This is a genomic window from Nocardia terrae, assembly GCF_009760405.1.
GTDB classification, from domain to species: Bacteria; Actinomycetota; Actinomycetes; order Mycobacteriales; family Mycobacteriaceae; genus Nocardia; species Nocardia terrae.
Genome location: NZ_WRPP01000004.1, coordinates 638,681 through 657,739, shown reverse-complemented (window position 1 = coordinate 657,739; position 19,059 = coordinate 638,681). Strand labels below are relative to the sequence as shown.

General features: G+C 68.8%; 16 protein-coding genes. 13 read left to right on the top strand and 3 right to left on the bottom strand.

Annotated features, from left to right (window positions below):
* Window positions 1-156: 156 nt before the first annotated feature.
* From GPX89_RS23110 to GPX89_RS23095, 4 genes are all read left to right on the top strand, one after another.
* The gene (locus GPX89_RS23110) at window positions 157-936 is read left to right on the top strand and encodes an alpha/beta fold hydrolase (protein ID WP_157389648.1); all 780 of its coding nucleotides are present in this window, start codon (window positions 157-159) and stop codon (window positions 934-936) included.
* Between the two features lie 9 nt (window positions 937-945).
* Window positions 946-1,704 carry a crotonase/enoyl-CoA hydratase family protein gene (locus tag GPX89_RS23105; protein WP_328602202.1) on the top strand — a complete coding sequence of 253 codons (759 nt, stop codon included), beginning with the start codon at window positions 946-948 and terminating at the stop codon, window positions 1,702-1,704.
* Between the two features lie 174 nt (window positions 1,705-1,878).
* Window positions 1,879-2,967, top strand: a complete 1,089-nt coding sequence (locus GPX89_RS23100; protein WP_235947920.1) for a DUF4185 domain-containing protein — start codon at window positions 1,879-1,881, stop codon at window positions 2,965-2,967.
* A gap of 386 nt (window positions 2,968-3,353) precedes the next feature.
* Window positions 3,354-4,082, top strand: a complete 729-nt coding sequence (locus GPX89_RS23095) for a class I SAM-dependent methyltransferase (RefSeq protein ID WP_157389646.1) — start codon at window positions 3,354-3,356, stop codon at window positions 4,080-4,082.
* Window positions 4,083-4,174: 92 nt separating this feature from the next.
* On the opposite strand, the gene GPX89_RS23090 is transcribed toward GPX89_RS23095, so the two are convergent.
* Window positions 4,175-5,065: an SDR family NAD(P)-dependent oxidoreductase gene (locus tag GPX89_RS23090; protein ID WP_157389645.1), complete on the bottom strand. Its 891-nt coding sequence runs from the start codon at window positions 5,063-5,065 to the stop codon at window positions 4,175-4,177.
* A gap of 78 nt (window positions 5,066-5,143) precedes the next feature.
* Between GPX89_RS23090 and GPX89_RS23085 the strand changes: the two genes are divergently transcribed.
* Window positions 5,144-5,716: a TetR/AcrR family transcriptional regulator gene (locus GPX89_RS23085; RefSeq protein WP_157389644.1), complete on the top strand. Its 573-nt coding sequence runs from the start codon at window positions 5,144-5,146 to the stop codon at window positions 5,714-5,716.
* Window positions 5,717-5,725: 9 nt separating this feature from the next.
* Here the strand turns inward: GPX89_RS23085 and GPX89_RS23080 are convergent, their stop codons facing one another.
* Entirely contained in the window at window positions 5,726-6,331 is a 606-nt protein-coding gene (locus GPX89_RS23080; protein WP_157389643.1) for an alpha/beta hydrolase family protein, read from the bottom strand.
* 471 nt (window positions 6,332-6,802) lie between these two features.
* Here GPX89_RS23080 and GPX89_RS23075 point away from each other — a divergent pair, with 471 nt between their 5' ends.
* Window positions 6,803-8,629: an acyl-CoA dehydrogenase gene (locus tag GPX89_RS23075; protein ID WP_157389929.1), complete on the top strand. Its 1,827-nt coding sequence runs from the start codon at window positions 6,803-6,805 to the stop codon at window positions 8,627-8,629.
* A 122-nt stretch (window positions 8,630-8,751) separates the two neighbouring features.
* Here GPX89_RS23075 and GPX89_RS23070 read toward each other — a convergent pair whose 3' ends face one another.
* A complete protein-coding gene (locus tag GPX89_RS23070; protein ID WP_157389642.1) occupies window positions 8,752-10,443 on the bottom strand; it encodes a VanW family protein in 1,692 nt (563 codons plus the stop codon).
* A 346-nt stretch (window positions 10,444-10,789) separates the two neighbouring features.
* Between GPX89_RS23070 and gnd the strand changes: the two genes are divergently transcribed.
* The 7 genes from gnd to GPX89_RS23035 all read left to right on the top strand — a co-directional run bounded on the left by gnd (window position 10,790) and on the right by GPX89_RS23035 (window position 18,931).
* Entirely contained in the window at window positions 10,790-11,818 is a 1,029-nt protein-coding gene (gnd, locus tag GPX89_RS23065; RefSeq protein ID WP_157389641.1) for a phosphogluconate dehydrogenase (NAD(+)-dependent, decarboxylating), read from the top strand.
* 72 nt (window positions 11,819-11,890) lie between these two features.
* Window positions 11,891-13,057, top strand: coding sequence for a glycoside hydrolase family 3 N-terminal domain-containing protein (locus GPX89_RS23060; protein WP_157389640.1), 1,167 nt, complete (start codon window positions 11,891-11,893; stop codon window positions 13,055-13,057).
* 146 nt (window positions 13,058-13,203) lie between these two features.
* Window positions 13,204-13,812, top strand: coding sequence for a TetR/AcrR family transcriptional regulator (locus GPX89_RS23055; protein WP_157389639.1), 609 nt, complete (start codon window positions 13,204-13,206; stop codon window positions 13,810-13,812).
* A gap of 160 nt (window positions 13,813-13,972) precedes the next feature.
* Window positions 13,973-14,428 (top strand): MarR family winged helix-turn-helix transcriptional regulator, encoded by a 456-nt coding sequence (locus GPX89_RS23050; RefSeq protein WP_157389638.1) that lies wholly within the window; start codon window positions 13,973-13,975, stop codon window positions 14,426-14,428.
* Between the two features lie 2 nt (window positions 14,429-14,430).
* Window positions 14,431-15,414 (top strand): zinc-binding alcohol dehydrogenase family protein, encoded by a 984-nt coding sequence (locus tag GPX89_RS23045; RefSeq protein WP_235947765.1) that lies wholly within the window; start codon window positions 14,431-14,433, stop codon window positions 15,412-15,414.
* Between the two features lie 60 nt (window positions 15,415-15,474).
* The gene (locus GPX89_RS45530) at window positions 15,475-17,274 is read left to right on the top strand and encodes a DUF5685 family protein (RefSeq protein ID WP_328602200.1); all 1,800 of its coding nucleotides are present in this window, start codon (window positions 15,475-15,477) and stop codon (window positions 17,272-17,274) included.
* A gap of 55 nt (window positions 17,275-17,329) precedes the next feature.
* The gene (locus tag GPX89_RS23035; protein WP_157389636.1) at window positions 17,330-18,931 is read left to right on the top strand and encodes an FAD-dependent monooxygenase; all 1,602 of its coding nucleotides are present in this window, start codon (window positions 17,330-17,332) and stop codon (window positions 18,929-18,931) included.
* Window positions 18,932-19,059 lie beyond the last annotated feature (128 nt).

Genomic DNA, 19,059 nt, shown 5'->3' with positions numbered 1-19,059 from the left:
TACCGCCGGGACCAGCATTTCCCGCCTGTTGGCGACACGTCAACGACTGTAGGCGTACCTCCGCCTTCGCTCCGGCCGTGCGCAGGATTGAGGACGGCTACGCCGACAGCGCACATTAGGGTGAGACCCGCAGGGATCGAGTCATGGGGAGCGGCAATGACGAAGTTGAATCACCATCGCGCCGGTAGCGGAGATCCGCTCGTGCTGGTCCACGGTGTGGGCAGTCGCTGGCAGGTGTGGGAGCCGATCATTCCCACGCTGGCCGAATCCTTCGACGTGATCGCGGTGGACCTGCCCGGCTTCGGCGGCAGCGAACCGCTGACGAACACCACCGTCACCACCCTGGCCGACGCGCTGGTCGACTTCCTCGCCGCGGAGGGCATCGAAAATCCGCATCTGGCAGGCAATTCCATGGGCGGCGGCATCGTGCTGGACCTGGCCGCGCGCGGGCTGGCCCGCTCGGCCACCGCCTACTCGCCCATCGGGTTCTGGGACACCGCGGGCCGCGTCTGGTGCCAGCAGGCGCTCGGGCGCGCCAAACAACTCACCAAGGTGCTGCACCCCGCCGTCGGGACCCTGCTCGGAAATACCGTCGGCCGTTCCACTTTCCTCGGGCTGGTGTTCGGCAAACCGTGGGCCGTCGAGCCCCAGGTGGCCGTGGACACCGTCGAGGGCCTGCTCGGCGCGACCGGCTTCGACGCCGCGCTGGCCTCCTTCACCGGCTACCGGCTCCCCGACCGCACCGCCTTCGGCGACATCCCGATCACCATCGCCTGGGGCAATCGTGACATTCTGCTCACGTACGCCACCCAGTCCCGGCGCGCCCGCGCGGAACTGCCCGGCGCACGGCACGTCACCCTGCACGGCAGCGGCCACACGCCCTTCTACGACGACCCGGCCGGCTGCGCGCGTCTGCTCCTGGACCAGCTCGGATAAGGAAGAACCGTGAGCCACAACGTTTCCCTGACCTTCGACGGCAACCGCGCCTACGTCGCCCTGGACCGGCCCGACAAGCACAACGGCCTGACCATCGAGATGCTGAACGAGCTGGTGCGGGTCGCCGGGATCATCGGGAAACGCTCCGACATCCGCGCGGTCATCCTGTCCGGCAACGGCCCCAGCTTCAGCTCCGGCCTGGATGTCGCCAAGGCCATGGGCAATCCGCTCGACGTGGTGCGCAACTTCATCCCGCTGCCGTGGCGCGGCACCAATACCTTCCAGGAGGCGTGCTGGGCGTGGCGGCGACTGCCGCAGCCGGTGATCGCGGTGGTGCACGGCCGCTGCTACGGCGGCGGGCTGCAGATCGCGCTGGCCGCCGATTTCCGTTTCGTCACACCGGATTCCGAATTCTCGGTGATGGAGGCCAAGCACGGGCTGATCCCGGACATGACGGGCGCGGCCACCCTGTCCCGGCTCATCGGCATCGACCAGGCGCTGCTGCTCACCATGACCGCCGACCCGGTCGACGCCGACTACGCCGAACGCATCGGCCTGGTCACCGAGGTCACCGCGGACCCGCGGGCCGCCGCCGAGAAGCTGGCCGACCGGATCGCGACCCGTTCCCCGCACGCGGTGGCGAGCGCCAAGAAGCTGTTCGACCGCAGCTGGCACGCCTCGATCCGGCGGACCCTGGCGGTCGAGCGCGCGACCCAGCTGCCGCTCATCATCCGGCAGGCGCTGAGCGGCGGCAAAAAAGAGATGTAAGCCAATTCACGGCAAACAATCCGCCGTGCAAGCCCCAGTTTCAGGGTATCGCTGTTAGCATTTTCACACTTTGCCAACGAGTCGAACGCATTGTGCGGCCCGTCACATACGGTGTGGTCCGCGCATTATTCGGCGAGACCCGGAGGACGCACCGCATTGAGAAAAGCCGCCCCCCTGCTGCTGTCCACTGTCGCAGGCGCCACGGCCTTGCTCCTTACCGTGACAACACCGGCCGCAGCCAACCCCAACGCGATCAACCCGATTCCGGTGCTCAACGGCACCAATGGCCTACCTCAGCTGCCCGGCCGTACCAAGGCGGTCTTCCAGGTCACCGGCATGGCCAGCCCCAACCACACCGAGAACTACAACGTGCTCGGCACCGACCTCGGCATCATGTGGGACAACGGAAACGGCGAAATGCTCACCACTTTCGGTGACACCGCCGGGCTCGGCCTGCCCAACCTGCTGGTCGGCAGCACCTGGGCGTGGCGCTCGAACATCCTGCTGCGCTCACACACCCAGAACCCGTCCAACGGCATCTTCTTCGACTCGCAGGTGCGCGACATCTTCGGCCAGGCCCGCGATCTCATCCCCAGCCCGAAGATCCCCTTCATCGAGATCAGCCGCATCCCGACCGCGGGCATCTCGGTGGGCGGCACCCAGTTCCTGAGCCTCATGTCGGTCAAGAGCTGGGACGAGCCGGGCCAGTGGACCACCAACTACTCCAGCCTCGCGGTCTCCGGCGACAACGGCGAGAACTGGGTGGAGCTGCCTGCCACGCGTCGCCCGGACGACGGCGGCAACTCCAACTTCCAGATGAACGCCTTCGTCAAACGCGACGGGTTCCTCTACGAGTTCGGCACCGAATCCGGCCGCAACCACCCGGCTTTCGTGGCCCGCGTGCCCGAGGCGGGCGTCACCGACCTGGGCGCGTACGAATACTGGGACGGCGGCAAGTGGCAGAAGGACGTGAACGCGGCGCAGCCGGTCATCGGCGGCGGCGTCTCCGAACTGTCCGTGCAGTGGAACGACTACCTGGGCCAGTACATCGCGCTCACCACTGATCCCTCGAACTCGGTGGTCATGTACACCTCGCCCAGCCCCGAGGGTCCGTGGAGCGCGCCCTCGGTCCTGATCGACACCCGGGAACTGCCGACGGCCTACGCGCCCTACATCTTCCCGTACCAAACCGGCCGTGACCTGTACTTCCTGACCACGGTCCACAGCCAGTACAACGTGATCCTCATGCACACGACGCTGTAACCAACTCTCGGGACTCTCAGGGGCAAGCCCCTGAAACTCCTTGCGCCCCCGGGCCCGTCTCGCACCAACCTCGGGACTCGCAAGGGCAAGCCCCTGAGACCCTTGCGACCCCGGGCTCCGCCCCGCACCAACCTCAGGACTCCCGAGGGCAAGCCCCTGAAACCCTTGCGACCCCGGGCTCCGCCCCGCACCAACCTCAGGACTCCCGAGGGCAAGCCCTTGAGACCCCTTGTGACCCGGGGGGCTCCGCCCCGCACCCCGAGTCGATCCAGGGGGCTGCGCCCACGATGTCGTGGTTCGACTCGGCCGCGAACTCCCCTCGAGTTCGCGGCCGAGTCGTCTGCGCGGCCCGAGACGCTGCCGAGCCGACTTCTAGACTCGTGCTCATGGATGCCGCCGAATGGGACGAGCACTACGCCGGGACCGAATTGGTGTGGGGCGCGCCGCCGAACGAGACGGTGGTCGAGCAGGTGTTCGGGCTGGAGCGGCGGCTTCCGGTCGGCGGGTTCGGGATCGGCGAGCCGCGGCCGGAGCTGCCGCGGGCGCTGGATCTGGGCTGCGGCGAGGGCCGGAACGCGCTGTGGCTGGCCACGCACGGCTGGCAGGTGGACGCCGTCGACTTCTCCCAGACCGGCATCGACAAGGGCCGCACCGTCGCGTCGCGGCTCTCGCGTTCGGTGCGCGGGCGCATCCACTGGGTGCACGCGAACGTCACCGAGCTGGACGCCGCCGACATCACCGGCCCGTACGAGCTGATCCTGCTCGCCTTCGTGCACCTGCCCGCCGACGAGCGCCGCGCCCTGCTGATCCACGCCGTCGAGATGCTCTCCCCCGAGGGCACGCTGCTGGTGATCGGCAATGACACCCTCAACCTGACGGAAGGCTATGGCGGCGAACAGGATCCGGCCCTGACCTTCACCCCGGCCGACATCCTCGCCGACCTCGCCCCCGCCGAACCCGACATCCGCGTTCGCATCGCCGACCGCGTGCATCGCCCCACCGAGGACCGCGACGCCATCGACGCCCTGGTAGTGGCGACCAAACCGGCCCCCGAACCCCCGGCCGACCCGCCCGCGCTCGGCGCTCCCCAGCCGCCCGCGCTCGACATCTTCTAGCGGACCCCACCCCGTCCATTCCGGCGCGCTTCTGCCGGAATCCGCTGTGCCTGAGGGATCCCGGCCGAGACCATGCCCGGATGACGAGGGAGCTAACTCCGGACGGGCAATCCGGTGAGCCGCGCACTCTCCTCCCACAGCCGGGCCCGGCGGTCCGGATCGGTGGTGTGTGGCGCGGTCGGAACGTCCTTGCGGCGCACGAAGAATCGACCGGTCACCCCCTCCAGCTCCGGCGCGGTGGCCAGCCACACCGGGGTGTCCGCACCGGCGTCCGGACCGGGCAGCAGCGGGTTGACCCACTGTGACCAGCCGAAAGCCCGCAGCAGGCCGCGCGCGGAGTCCCGCCCGAGCCCGGTGTGCCGAATGATGCCCGGATGCGCGCCGGTGACGGTCACGTCAGTGTCCGCGAGGTACTCGGCCAGGCTGTAGACGAACATCGCGTTCATGTTCTTCGTCCGCCCATAGGCGACGAAAGGCCGGAAGCTGGGCGGGAATCCGAGGGCGCGCGCGTTCTCGAAGCTCAGATCGTCGAGATCGACGGGGACCCGGCGCAGGGCGGCCGGTGACGCGCCGACCACCACCACTCGCGCGGATTTCCCTGCGGCGGCGAGGTTCTCACCGAGGGTGCGCAGAAGCAGGTACGGCGCAAGATGATTGATGGCCAGTGTGCGCTGCAGCCCCTCCGAGGTGTGGTCGGCGATGTCGGCGACGACGGCCGCATTGCTGATCAGGATGTCGATCCGGGTGTCCCGCAGGCGATCCGCGAGCAGCCGGACATCCTCGAGCAGTGACAGGTCGGCCAGTTCGCCCCGCAGCTCGGCCCCGGGAACGGCGGCCCGAATCCGCTCCCGCGCCGCGTCCAATCGCCCCTCGTCCCGTCCGACCAGCACCACCTCCGCCCCGGCGGCGGCCAGCTGTCGTGCGATCGCTTCCCCGATGCCGTTCGTCGAGCCCGTGACGACGGCCGTTGTTCCCCGGTCCATACCCACTCCCATCAGAGGTTGACAACGTCAACCTAGGCGCGCTGGTTGACGCTGTCAACCGCCGATTACGATGGGCCGATGCCGCCGTCCACCCGCACCGTGCTGCTCGATTCCGCACTCCGCCTGCTCGATGCCGGCGGCGCGGAGGCCGTCACCCTGCGCGAGGTCGGCAAGGGCGCGGGCGTCTCGCACAACGCGCCCTACAAACACTTCGCGAACAAGGAGGCCCTGCTCGCCGCGGTCGCCGAACGCGAATTGTCCGAGCGTGCCGTCGAATTCGCCCGTGCCATGCAGGACCGCCCGAACCCGCTCGAGATGCTGCGCGCGGTCCTGCACGGCTACATCGCCTGGGCCCTGGAACACCCGGCCCGCTTCAAGCTGGTCTTCGGGCGCTGGACCGACGAACCCCCCGAGCTCGCGGAAACCGGCGGCAATGCCCAGTCCGCCCTGATCGCCCTGGTCGCACAGGCCCAGGCGGCGGGCAGCCTGCCCGCCGCCGACCCCGAGCGTCTCGCCTCGCTGGTGCGCTCGGTCGCCCACGGCGCGGCCGATCTGGCCTCGTCCGGCCACCTGAACGCGAACGGCAAGGGCCACGCCGATCCCACCGACCTGGTCGACGACCTGCTGGCCTACCTGACCATGGCCCGCTGAGGCCGCGAGTCAGCTCGCGGACCAGCGCTCCAGCCACGGTTCGACCGTGGCCACGATCTCGTCGAAGCCCGCCCGGTACGAATGCGCCTGTCCGGCAATGACACGCACCTCCGTCGCGTCGGCGGCATCCGGGATGCCGAAGGGATCACGAGCGCCGTTCACGACGACGACCTCGATGTCTCCGGGCGCGAGCAGCTCCTCGCGCCGCGACTTCTCCGGTTTCCCGGGCGGATGCAGCGGAAACGACAGCGCGAGCACGCCCCGGGCCTTCGCGTCGCGCGCGGTCCGGCACGCCACCCGCGCGCCATTGCTGCGGCCGCCCTGGACCAGCGGCACCCCGCGCACCTTCTTGCGCAGCGCCGCAATGATTTCCAGCCATGCCGCGTCCTGCACGTCGGCCTTGCCCGGCGCGCGCCGTCCCGCGACCCGGTAGGGCTGGGTGACCAATGCCACCGCGCCGCCCAATCGCATCGCCGAATCCCGCACGGCCAGCAAATCTTTCGCATCGACTCCGCCCCCGGAGCCGTGGGTGAGCACCAGCAGGAACCCCGGCTTGTTCCGACCCGGTCGGTCGAGCTCCACCTCCGCCGGCCCGGCACTCGTCTCGATGCGCATGAAAGAACCGTAGCCAGCCGCTTTCGCGACTTCCCGGCGGCACACCGGGTACGCCTATCGGCGACGCCGCGACTCGATCACCCAGGCGGCGATCAGCCCGGCGAGACTCGCGATCGCGCCGAGGATCACCAGGTCCGGGGTCATGAACCCAGTGTGCGCGGCGGTTGCCTACTCCGTTCCCCGCCACTGTGTCGAGGGACTCATGTCCCGTCGCTCCCATTCCGCAGCACCCGCCTCTAGCTGCGATAACGGGATCCCCACGGGCTCAACGGAACCCCGGGTCCCGGCAACGCGCGTGCTTTCAGTCACATTCGGCCCGATTGACCTTGGCGACCCTCCTACCGGTCGGTAACATGGCGCATAAGTTACCCGCCAGTAGCGCTGCTTTACGGTGTCTACCCGGTGGAGACCTAACGGGCGGGAACGGCACCAACCGAACCGCACCCATCTCAATGGAGAGTGAGTACGACCATGGGTCACTACAAGAGCAACGTTCGCGACCTCGAGTTCAACCTCTTCGAGTTCCTGGGCATCCAGAAGCTGCTCGACGCGGGCGCCTACGGCGACCTCGACGCCGACACCGTCAAGGAGATGCTGAACGAGGTCCGCCGCCTGGCCGAGGGCCCGCTGGCCGACTCGTTCGTCGACGGCGACCGCAACCCGCCGGTGTTCGACCCGGAGACCCACACGGTCAAGCTCCCCGAATCCTTCAAGAAGTCCTACAAGGCCCTCGAGGACGGCGGCTGGTCCAAGGTTCCGGTCCGCGAGGAGCTGGGCGGCCTGGGCGCGCCCTCCGTCGTCGGCTGGGCCCTGGGCGAGATGATCCTCGGCGCCAACCCGCCGGCCCAGATGTACGCCGCCGGTGCGGGTTTCGCGCAGGTCTTCTACAACAACGGCACCGATGAGCAGAAGAAGTGGGCTCAGATCATCGCCGACCGCAACTGGGGCGCCACCATGGTGCTGACCGAGCCCGACGCGGGCTCCGACGTCGGCGCCGGCCGCACCAAGGCGATCCAGCAGGAAGACGGCTCCTGGCACATCGAGGGCGTCAAGCGCTTCATCACCTCGGGTGACTCCGACGACCTGTTCGAGAACATCATGCACCTGGTGCTGGCCCGCCCCGAGGGCGCCGGCCCGGGCACCAAGGGTCTGTCGCTGTTCTACGTGCCGAAGTACCACTTCGACTTCGAGACCGAGACCCTCGGCGAGCGCAACGGCGTCTTCGTCACCAACGTCGAGCACAAGATGGGCATCAAGGTCTCGGCCACCTGTGAGGTCACCTTCGGCGGCCACGGCGTGCCCGCCAAGGGCTGGCTGGTCGGCGAGGTCCACAACGGCATCGCGCAGATGTTCGACGTCATCGAGAACGCTCGAATGATGGTGGGCACCAAGGCCATCGCCACCCTGTCGACCGGCTACCTGAACGCTCTCGAGTACGCCAAGACTCGCGTGCAGGGCGCCGACCTGACCCAGATGACCGACAAGGCCGCTCCGCGCGTCACCATCACCCACCACCCGGACGTGCGTCGTTCGCTGGCCATGCAGAAGGCGTACGCCGAGGGCCTGCGCGCCGTGTACCTGTACACCGCCGCGCACCAGAACGCCGACATCGCCGAGCTGGTCTCGGGCGCCGACAAGGACACCGCGTTCCGCGTCAACGACCTGCTGCTGCCGATCGTCAAGGGCGTCGGCTCCGAGCGGGCCTACCAGTACCTGACCGATTCGCTGCAGACCTTCGGTGGCTCCGGCTTCCTGCAGGACTACCCGATCGAGCAGTACATCCGCGACGCCAAGATCGACTCGCTCTACGAGGGCACCACCGCCATCCAGGCGCAGGACTTCTTCTTCCGCAAGATCGCCCGCGACCGCGGCGTGGCGCTGGCCCACGTGGCCGGCCAGGTGCAGAAGTTCATCGAGCGCGAGGGCGGCAACGGCCGCCTGAAGGCCGAGCGCAAGCTGCTCGCCACCGCCCTCGAGGATGTGCAGGGCATGGCCGCCACCCTGACCGGGCACCTGATGGGCGCCCAGCAGGACCCGAAGGAGCTCTACAAGGTCGGCCTGGGCTCGGTCCGCTTCCTGCTGGCCGTCGGTGACCTGATCATCGGCTGGCTGCTGCTGGCGCAGGCCGAGGTCGCCATCAACGCGCTGGACAACGGCTCGAACGAGGCGTTCTACCAGGGCAAGATCGTGACCGCGCAGTTCTTCGCCCGCAACGTGCTGCCCGAGCTGACCTCGGTCCGCACCGTCCTGTCGAACCTCGACAACGACATCATGGAGCTCGACGAGGCGGCCTTCTGACGAAGGGTCTTGGGGGCTCAGGCCCCCAAACCCCCTAGAAGGAAATTCGGGGGCCAAGCCCCCAAACCCCCGACAGAAGGCGGTGCGGCCCGGGATCATCCGGGCCGCACCGCTTTTGGCGTCTATTCGCAGATGACCGTGGGGACCGGATCGTATTTGACGGTGCGGGTGTGGCGGGAGATCTCCTTGCCGGTCTTGGCATCACGGATGATCCGGGTGTCGGAGGTGGTGAAACCCGGTGCGCCGGTAGAGGGAATGCAGTCCTTGCCCTTGGGGAGGGTGACGGTTTTCGATTCGGTGGGCTTGGTGCGGTCGCCGGTGACGGATTCGACCTCAACGGTTTTGGTGCTCCACAGGCGGACGGTGATCGACGAGTCGTCGGCGACGGTGTCGATGACCACGCCGTACGGGGTGTTGTTGCGGAACTTCAGGTCGATCGCGCCGTCGAAGACCGTCGCCTCGCGGGCCGCCGGGTAGCGGGAGATGTAGTAGCTGTGCTCGGTGTGGCCCGCGTCCTCCATACCCGCGAAGTAGGCGGCGTTGTAGAGGGTGGTGGCGAACTGGGAGATGCCGCCGCCGACGGCCGTGGCCGGGCGGCCGTTGTTGATGATGCCGGATTCCACATAGCCCTGAGCCGTACCGCGCGGGCCGGTGAAGTCGTTGAGCGAGAAGGTCTCTCCGGGCTTCACCACCGCACCGTCGACCTTGCGGGCGATCACGCGGATGTTGACGCCGGACGGGCCGCTGAAGCCGCCGGTGGTGAACGAGCCGACCGGCTCGACGACACCCATCTTGTTGGCGTCTTCGGTGCTCAACTTGGGCTGAACCTGCTGATAGACCACGGCTTTCGAACGATTCGCCGGGGCGGTCAGCACCGCGGGCAGCCCGTCGAGGGTCTTGCCCCAGTCGACGAGGGTGCCCACCACCGCGGGTCGCACGCTCGCGCGGGAGCCGGACAGCTCGAAGCTCGCGTCGGCGGGCGGCACCTCGGTGGGCCGCAGTTGCGGGGCCAGGGCCGCGGTCAGGGCCTCGTTGTCGATCGAGAGGTCCAGTCCGCCTTGGCCGTTCGGGTGGAAGGAGAGGGCTCCGGCGATCTCGGCGGGTTCGAGGGTGGCGTCGCCGCCCTGGCCGGTGAAGGTGATCGGGGCCCGCACCGCGGGTTCGGCGACCTCGCGCATGGCACGGTCGACCGCGTCGGCGCGCACCCGCGCCGGGGTCTGCACGATGGGCAGGGTCAGTGCCGAGCCGTCGGCCCAGTGGTCGGCCAGCGTCGTGCGCGCGGCGGGGACGTCGAGCACATGACCGGCCACCGGGCGCACCGCCACCGGCGTGGTGTCCTCGAAAACGACACCGCCCTCGACCGGTTGGCGGTCATGGGCGCGCAACGCCTCCAGTCGCCGGTCCATCGCGGCGGAGTCGATCGTGGATGCGGGCTCGACCGTGCGGGTCGTGAAGAACGACGCGAGCCGGGTGAAGGGGTTCTTCGGCTGACCGCCGACCCGCGCCCAGGTGCCGTCCCAGTCCACGCCCAGTCCCGCGTCGCGCGGGATCAGGTCGGTGGTGGCGTCCTCGACGCGCACCGTGAGCGGCTGTGCCACACGCTGATCGAGCACCGGTTGCAGCCGGGCGCGCGCGGCGGCCCGATCCAAGCCACCGATGTCGATCCCGGCTATCTGCACGCCACGCGGGACGTGCCCGGACGAAACGGACCAGTCCACCACGTATCCGATGCCGGCCGCCGCAAACAGCACGCCGACGGCAATCCCCGCCCTACGAGCTGCATTCCCGTCCAACAACAACCCTCCCGAGCGCATAGCGAATATCTCGCAACCATAGGATGCGTATCGAAAGGCGACAACTGATCTCGCTGCGACCGGGGTAACTCACCGGGTACGTCCAAAATTGGTTCGGCACCCAACGCAGGCTCGGATGCGAATCCGGCAACGGCACCCAGCTGCCCGCCGAAGTTTCGGGGAGGCGGTACAGAGAGCTCCGTGCGGTTGCCGGGTCGGGGGTCTGGCAACAGCACGGAGCCACCCCTTCTATCGACACCGGTTTCAGGGCGTTACACACCGATCCATCCAATCGGAAAAAAATTTCACACGCTTCGGCTGGGACAATCGGAACGGACCGGGGACCGGACGACTCGAGGAGATGCACATGCAGCTCGGAATGATCGGACTAGGCCGGATGGGCGCCAATATCGTGCGCCGCATCGTCCGTGACGGGCACACCGCGGTGGGCTTCGAACGTCGCACCGAGCATATCGACCAGCTCGCCGCCGAACTCGGCGAAAACTTCCAGGGCAGCACCGAACTCCAGAAGTTCGTGGCGATGCTGGAGACCCCGCGGGTGGTCTGGGTGATGATCCCGGCCGGCGCGACCGGCGCGGTCATCGACAGCGTGGCCGAGCTGCTCGACCCCGGCGACATCATCATCGACGGCGGCAACAGCCGCTACCACGAGGACATCGCGCGCGCTGCGGCGCTGCGCCCCAAGGGCATTCACTATGTGGACATCGGCACCTCCGGCGGCGTGTTCGGCCTCGACCGGGGCTTCTGCCTGATGATCGGCGGCGAGGACGAGACGGTCGGCTATCTGGATCCGCTGCTGAAGTCCATCGCGCCCGGCGTCGAGGCCGCGCCCCGCACTCCCGGCCGCACCGGCACGCCCTCCACCGCGGAACAGGGCTACCTGCACTGCGGTCCCGCGGGCGCGGGCCACTTCGTGAAGATGGTGCACAACGGGATCGAGTACGGCGCCATGGCGGCCTACGCCGAGGGCCTGAACATCCTGTACCAGGCCAATGTCGGCAACGAGTCGGACGCGGAGCACTCCGCGGAGGTGACCCCGCTCGAGCATCCCGAGTACTACCGCTACGACATCGACGTCCCGGAGGTCACCGAGGTGTGGCGGCGGGGCTCGGTGGTCGCGTCCTGGCTGCTGGATCTCACCGCGGCCGAACTGCACGCCGATCCGAATCTGGACACCTTCACCGGCCGCGTCTCCGATTCCGGCGAGGGCCGCTGGACCGTGGACGCCGCCATCGACGAGGGCGTTCCGACCCCGGTCCTGGCGGCGGCGCTGTTCCAGCGCTTCGCCTCTCGCGGCAATGCGGTCTATGCGGACAAACTGCTCTCCGCCATGCGCCAGGCCTTCGGCGGGCATCACGAGCTTCCCAAGGGCTGAATTCGCCACGCGCCGTGGCACACCCGGTGTCGGTGGGCGGAGTTTCGGTGTTTGCCACTACCGTCGGTAGGCATGCGCCTTGTTCCGGGGATCGTCCTCGCGGTGACCGCCCTCACGCTGACCGCCTGCTCCAGCGGCTCGAACTCGTCCACCGAATCGGCCTCGACCAGCACCGCGGCACCCAGCAGCAGCACCACCGCGCCGCCGACGACGACTCCGACGCAAGGGGATTGCGGGGCCATGTACCTGTCGCAGTTCACGCAGCGGCAGAAGCTGGCCCAGTTGCTGACCGTCGGCGTCACCGGCGAGGCGGACGCCGCGAACGTGGTGAAGACCGAGCAGATCGGCGGCATCTTCATCGGCAGCTGGACCGACAAGGCGATGCTGGCCCAGCATCAGGTCGACGCGGTCCAGAAGGCCTCGCGGATTCCGCTCATGGTGACCATCGACGAGGAGGGCGGGCGGGTCTCGCGGGCCAAGGACCTGATCGGGGTCGCGCCCTCGGCGCGTGTCATCGCCCAGACCATGAGCCCGGATCAGTTCTACGACTTCAGCCTGGATCGCGCGAAGAAGTTGAAGGCGCTGGGGGTGACGGTCGACTTCGCGCCCGATGTGGATGTCAGTGCCCAGCCCGATGATTCGGTGATCGGCGACCGCTCCTTCTCCGACGATCCCAACACGGTGGTGCAGTACGCGGGCGCGTTCATCCGGGCGCTGAAGGACGCCGGGCTGGGCAGCGTCATGAAGCATTTCCCCGGCCACGGTTCGGGCTCGGGCGACTCGCACACCGGCGCGGTCCAGACGCCGCCGCTGGACCAGATGCAGGACAAGGACCTGGTGCCGTTCCGTCAGCTGGTGGATTCGGGCGCGGCGGTCATGGTCGGCCACCTCGACGTGCCCGGTCTGACCACCCCGAACGTGCCGGCCAGCATCAGCCCGGAGGCCATGAAGTTGCTGCGGCAGGGAACCGGCTACGGCGCGGCACCCTTCGAGGGCGTCATCTTCACCGACGATCTGGGCGGCATGGCGGCCATCACCAATCGCATGACCATCGAGGAAGCGGTGGAACACGCCCTGATCGCGGGGGCCGACAATGCCCTGTGGATCACCACCGACGCGGTGCCGAAGGTGCTCGACCGGCTCGAGGACGCGGTCAAGTCCGGCCGCCTGTCGGGAGCCCAAGTGGATGCTTCGGTGTTGCGCATGGCAAAGTTCAAGGGCTCCGCGCCGCACTGCTAGGAATCTCGCCCGACTGTGCCACAGCACCAAGCCCCACCGGGTATCGGCAATTCCCCGGCAATTCGCACTCGCGGAACTTACCATGGAGTAAGATAAGGGCTTCGACGCTCCACAAGGGCGTCGACTGTCCGGTCCTAGGAGAGTGAATGGCAGGCGGAACGAAACGGCTTCCTCGCGCTGTGCGCGAGCAGCAGATGCTCGACGCCGCCGTGGAGGTCTTCTCGCGCAAGGGGTATCACGACACCTCCATGGACGCGATCGCCGCCGAGGCGAAGATCTCCAAGCCGATGCTGTACCTCTACTACGGGTCCAAGGACGAGTTGTTCCGGGCGTGCATCCACCGCGAGGCCATGCGCTTCATCGAGGCGGTCGCGGTCGCGGGCAACCCCAAGCTCACCCCGCACGAGCAGCTGCGCGCGGGCCTCGAGGCCTTCCTCACCTACGTCGACGAGAACCGGCTGTCCTGGCAGGTCCTCTACCGGCAGGCGCTGGGTCAGCAGCCCTTCGCCTCGGAGATCTCCAACAGCCGCGACCGGGTCATCGAGCTCACCGCCAAGCTGCTGGAGTCCAGCGCCAAGTACGCCGAACCGGGCACCAACTTCGAGGTGGTCTCGGTGGCGGTCATCGGCGCGGGCGAGGCCATCGCCGACCGGGTCGCCAGCGGCCAGATCGACATGGCCGAGGCCGTGGACCTGCTCGACGATCTGGCCTGGCGGGGTCTGTCCGGCAGCAAGAAGAAGGCCGAACAGGTCTGACCCGAGGTGGGGCGCAGCCCTGCCTCACTCGCTCTTTCATATCCCGGGAATGCTTGCGCACGCCTCCATGTTCCATTCCATGGAAGATGAATTGGTCCCGAATACAGCCATCTTGTGAGCAGAATACGTTGACAAGGAATGCATTCACGGAGGCGACGGCATGGGCGAGCCGACACCCGCGGCGGTGTTCGAGAATCTGGTCCGCACGCAGATCCTGCTCTGGGACGCGGTCGATCGGCGGTTGCGCACCGCACACGATCTACCGCTCACCTGGTACGACCACATGCGGGTGATCGACGAGCTCGGGCAGGCGCGGGTGCGCGACATCGCCGAGCGGCTGATCATTACCGAGGGCGGGTCCAGCAAGCTGGTGGATCGGCTGCAGGCGGCGGGATACGCACGGCGGCAAGCCGATCCGGCCGACGGGCGCTCGACGCTCATCACGCTCACCGAGGACGGGCGCAAGGTATTGCGGGCGGCGCGGATCAGCGTCGAGGACGAATTGTCCGGGCGGCTCGCGGGCGTGCTCGGCGATCAGGCGCTGGCGCGGCTGGACGCGATGCTCGGATTGCTGCGTGCCTGGAATCGGGCCGAAGACGACGCGAGGAAGGCATAGCGATGTCCGAACAGACCATGCGGGCCGTCGTACTCGACGCACCCGGACCCGTTGCGGCACTGCACATACGGGAACTGCCGATCCCGACCCCGGAGCCCGGTCAGGTCCTGATCCGGGTGCAGGCGTTCGGGCTCAACAGATCCGAACTGCATACCCGGCTCGGGCTCGCCGAGGGCGTGACCTTTCCCCGGGTACTCGGAATCGAGGCGACCGGGGTCGTGGTCGACAGTCCGGGCGGAGAGTTCGAACCCGGACAGCAGGTCATGGCCATGATGGGCGGGATGGGGCGGGTATTCGACGGCGGTTATGCCGAGTACACGTGTGTGCCTGTCGCACAGGTGATTCCGTTCCACAGCGAGCTGGACTGGCCGACGCTCGGTGCGGTGCCGGAGATGCTGCAGACCGCCTACGGGTCGCTGACCGTGGGCCTGGACGGGCAGCCGGGGCAGTCGATCCTGATTCGCGGCGGCACCTCCTCGGTGGGCATGGCGACGGCGATCCTGGCGAAACAGCGGGGCATGACCGTGCTGTCGACCACCCGCAATCCGGCGAAGGCGGCGGCGCTGACCAAGGTCGGCGTCGACCACGTGGTGATCGACGACGGCGCGGTGGCGGCGCGAGTACGGGAGATCCTCGGCGACGGCGTGGACACGGCGCTCGAGCTGGTCGGCACCCCGACGCTGCCGGATACCCTGCGCGCCACCAAGGTTCACGGGACCGTCTGCTTCACCGGGATGCTGTCCAACGAGTGGATCGTCGAGAAGTTCTATCCCACCGGCTACATCCCGAACGGAGTCCGGCTGACCTCGTACGGCGGCGATGCGAGCGATCTGCCCGCCGCGGTACTGCAGGACTTCCTCGACGCCGTCGCCGCGGGCACCGCGACCGTTCCGGTGGACCGGGTGTTCGCCATGGACGAGATCCGCGCGGCGCACGCCTACATGGAGGAGGGCCGGGCGGCCGGCAAGCTCGTGGTCGTTCCCTGAACTAGAGTCGCTGCGATCGAGTTCGTGGACGGTCGACGCGGCCGGGGAACGGGGATGTAGTTGTTCGGCTTGCTGAAACCGTGCGCGCACAGTGCCGCACGGCATGGAATCGACCCGTCGGCGTGGCAGACGCATATGTGCGGGCTGTGCCTCGGTCTGCGGGACGGCCATGGCCAGATGGCTCGGGCGGCCACCAATACCGATGCCATCGTGCTCGAAATCCTCACCGAGGCCCAGCAGGCCCTGCCCTCCGCGCGCACCGCCGCCGGGCCTTGCCCGCTGCGGGGTATGCGGCGCACCGAGGTGGTCGCCGCCGAAGCGCCCGGCGTGCGGCTGGCCGCCACCGCGTCACTCCTGCTGGGCGCGGCCAAGATTCGCGACCACGTGGACGACGGCGACACCCATCGCCTGGCCCGCCGCCCCCTCACCCGCGTCTCCACCCACTGGCACGCCAGTGCGCGCGCGGCGGCCGCACCCCTCGGACTCGATGTCGGACCGCTCCTCGCGGCCATCGAATCCCAGCTGCACCTGGAGAATTCGCCGGACAGCACCCTCGACGAGCTGACCGCACCGACCCAGCTCTGCGCGGCAGAGCTCTTCGCGCACACCGCGATCCTCGCCGACCGGCCCGAGAATTCCGACGCCCTGCGCGAAGCCGGATGGCATTTCGGCCGCATCGCCCACCTCGCCGACGCCATCGAAGACCTCGACACCGACCGCGCCCAGGGCCACTACAACCCGCTGCTCGCCACCGGCACCACGCCCGAACAGGCACACGACCTTGTCGCCGAATCGAATTCACTGCTGCGCGCCGCACTGACCCGCGTGGCCCTGGACCGTACCGCCGAGATCCGATGGATCCTGCTCGACCCCCTCGGCGGCGTGGTCCGCAAGCTCGGCCGCGCCGCGGGCATCGCCCACACCTGCGCCACCCGGGCCTGCGGCACTCATGCCAAGGCCGTGCCCGGCACGGACCCGACCGCCGCCGATGTCACCGGGCCACCGGCCGGAACGGGACCTATGGTGGCACACGTCCCGACCGAGTTGATCGAGACTCGACCGGGCCTGTTCGAGGGCGGCGGCCAGCCCGAAGGCGCCGCCCACGTGTGCGCGTCGGGTGCCTGCCACACGGGCACCGCGCCGATATCCGACGCGATGCCGACGGGTCTGCCGGGGAGCACACGCGATAGCGGCTCCGCGTCTGGATTCACCGGACCATCCCGTACTGCCGACTTCGCTTCGGGTGGAATCCACCTGACCGCGTCGGATTCCGGTCACCAGCGCGCCGGGAGGACCAGTCGCGCTCGTGCGGTCGCAACATTTCTTGCCTCGGATGCGGTGAATCGGATTCGGCTCCGGACCGGGCGGGCGGCCATGACACCGCGCGCCGGGCAGCCTTGGCAGCCGGGGCCCGGGCCGCAATTCCCGCCGGGCGGACCGCGATACCCCGGACCGGGGCCGCAATTCGCACCGCCGATGCAGCCGGGTGCGCCGTTCTCGCCGCAGCCGGGGATGGTGCCGCCCGGGCCCGGGGTTCCTCCGCCTCCCCCGCCGCAGCCGCCGAGTCTGCTGGAGGGGCTGGGGATCATCTGCACCCAGTACTGCACCGGCTACGCCTGCTGCGCATGGCACACCGGTCCCTGCAGCGGCCAGCGCAAGCGGCCGTGGATAGAGGATTGCGACTGCTGCAACCCGTGCGACTGCTGCGGCGACGGTCACCACCATGCCGCGAGCGCCGGCGGCGGCGGTTGCTGTGACGGCAACGGGTGCTGCGGCTGCGATTGCGGTCCCTGCGACTGCAACTGCTGCGACGGCGATTGCTGTGACTGTGATTGCTGCGGTTGCGATTGCAACTGCTGACGCCGTGTAATCACCGTGCAAGGGGCGTGCAAGCGGTCGAGCACAGGGTGGGGGCATGACGACGGCACAGGTTCCGGTTCTGGTGGTCGGCGGCGGTCTGGTGGGATTGTCCGCGGCGCTGTTCCTCGAAGATCACGGTGTCCCTTATGTTCTGGTGGAGCGGCGGGCGGCGGCGTCCACGCTGCCGCGGTCGCGGGGGCTGCACGTTCGCACCAGCGAGATGTATCGGCAGGTGGGGATCGAGGGCCGGATTCTGGAGGCCGCGGCCGGGGCGCTGAAGGCGGGGACGTTCGGTGGGGCGTTGACCGGATCGTCGGTGCGGACGGCCGAGTCGCTGGATCTGTCGGCGTTCGGCACGACCGGGGCGGACACGGACCCGAGTCCGGCGAAGTTCCTGTTCCTGCCGCAGGATCAGCTCGAACCGGTGCTGGCGAAGGCCGCGCGGGAACGCGGTGGTGATCTCCGATTCGGCACGGAGCTGGTGGAATTCGAGCAGGATGCCGAGGGCGTGACCGCGGTGCTGCGGGACGGCGCGGGCGAGCGTTCGATGCTGCGCGCGGATTACCTGATCGCGGCCGACGGTGCGGGCAGCCCGATTCGGCGGGCCCTGGGCATTACGGGCACCGAGCTGCCCGCGACGCATCACTACCTGAATGTGTTCGCCCGCACCGATCTCACGGGCATTCTCGGCGGACGCGGATTCAGCCAGTGTGAGATCACCGGCCCGCAGGTGCGGGGACTGGTGCTGGCGAAGAACAACACCGACGAGTGGTCCTTCCACATCGAATACGATCCGGCCCTCGAATCACCGGCCGACTGGTCGGATCGGCGCTGCGTCGAGGCGATCCGCACCATGATCGGCACACCCGATATCGACGTCGAGATTCTGGCCCGAAGCGCCTGGGACACGGGCACTTTCGTGGCCGACGACTATCGTCGCGACCGCGTCTTCCTGGTCGGTGACGCCGCGCACCGGCACGCGCCCTGGGGCGGGTACGGCGGCAATACCGGCGTCGCCGACGCCCACAATCTGGTCTGGAAGCTGGCCGCCGCCCTGCGCGGCACGGCCGGTCCCGCGCTGCTGGATTCCTATGCGGCCGAGCGGCGGCCGCGCGCCGAGATCGCGATCGAGCAGTCCCGGCTGGCCACCGACTTCCGGACCCGCTACGGCGTCGAAACCCCGGACAATGCCGAGGATCTGGCCCGGCGGCTCGGCTTGTCGACGGTGATGACCCGCTACCGGTACGCCTCGGCGGCCGTGCTCGACCCCTCCGATGCGTCCCCGCACGTGCCCGCGCTGCGCGGCCAGACGGGAACCCGCCTGCCGCACTGGTGGATCGACGCCGGGTGGTGGACCACCTCCACCCTCGACCTGTGCGGTCCGGGCTTCACCCTGCTGATCGCGGGCCCCGCCGGGGCTTGGCGCGAGGCGGCCGCGCGGGCCGAGCGCGCCACCGGCATCGATATCGCCGTGCACGCGCTCCCCGCGGCCGACTGCGCCGAGCACGCGAATCTGGCGCCGGGTCAGGCGCTCCTGGTCCGGCCCGACCATCACATCGCGGCGGGCCCGGATTCGGGCCTGACCCCGGCATGGCTCGCCGATGCGCTGGAGTTGATCACCGATACCCGTATGCCAGCGCGACCACTGATTTGGTGACGGTCGGGGTGACTCCCCGGGGACGTCCACAATGGATTCGGCTCCCAGCAGCCGGCACGCGTGCCCAACGCCAACGGCTCTCAGCCGTGCGCTGAAGTTCCGGGGAGGCGGGGAGCACGGAAATACAA

Coding starts and splice junctions, on each gene's coding strand:
- GPX89_RS23110 (WP_157389648.1), top strand. CDS start 157: ATGACGAAGTTGAATCACCATCGCGCCGGTAGCGGAGATCCGCTCGTG.
- GPX89_RS23095 (WP_157389646.1), top strand. CDS start 3,354: ATGGATGCCGCCGAATGGGACGAGCACTACGCCGGGACCGAATTGGTG.
- GPX89_RS23090 (WP_157389645.1), bottom strand. CDS start 5,065: ATGGACCGGGGAACAACGGCCGTCGTCACGGGCTCGACGAACGGCATC.
- GPX89_RS23085 (WP_157389644.1), top strand. CDS start 5,144: ATGCCGCCGTCCACCCGCACCGTGCTGCTCGATTCCGCACTCCGCCTG.
- GPX89_RS23080 (WP_157389643.1), bottom strand. CDS start 6,331: ATGCGCATCGAGACGAGTGCCGGGCCGGCGGAGGTGGAGCTCGACCGA.
- GPX89_RS23075 (WP_157389929.1), top strand. CDS start 6,803: ATGGGTCACTACAAGAGCAACGTTCGCGACCTCGAGTTCAACCTCTTC.
- GPX89_RS23070 (WP_157389642.1), bottom strand. CDS start 10,443: ATGCGCTCGGGAGGGTTGTTGTTGGACGGGAATGCAGCTCGTAGGGCG.
- gnd (WP_157389641.1), top strand. CDS start 10,790: ATGCAGCTCGGAATGATCGGACTAGGCCGGATGGGCGCCAATATCGTG.
- GPX89_RS23060 (WP_157389640.1), top strand. CDS start 11,891: ATGCGCCTTGTTCCGGGGATCGTCCTCGCGGTGACCGCCCTCACGCTG.
- GPX89_RS23055 (WP_157389639.1), top strand. CDS start 13,204: ATGGCAGGCGGAACGAAACGGCTTCCTCGCGCTGTGCGCGAGCAGCAG.
- GPX89_RS23050 (WP_157389638.1), top strand. CDS start 13,973: ATGGGCGAGCCGACACCCGCGGCGGTGTTCGAGAATCTGGTCCGCACG.
- GPX89_RS23045 (WP_235947765.1), top strand. CDS start 14,431: ATGTCCGAACAGACCATGCGGGCCGTCGTACTCGACGCACCCGGACCC.
- GPX89_RS23035 (WP_157389636.1), top strand. CDS start 17,330: ATGACGACGGCACAGGTTCCGGTTCTGGTGGTCGGCGGCGGTCTGGTG.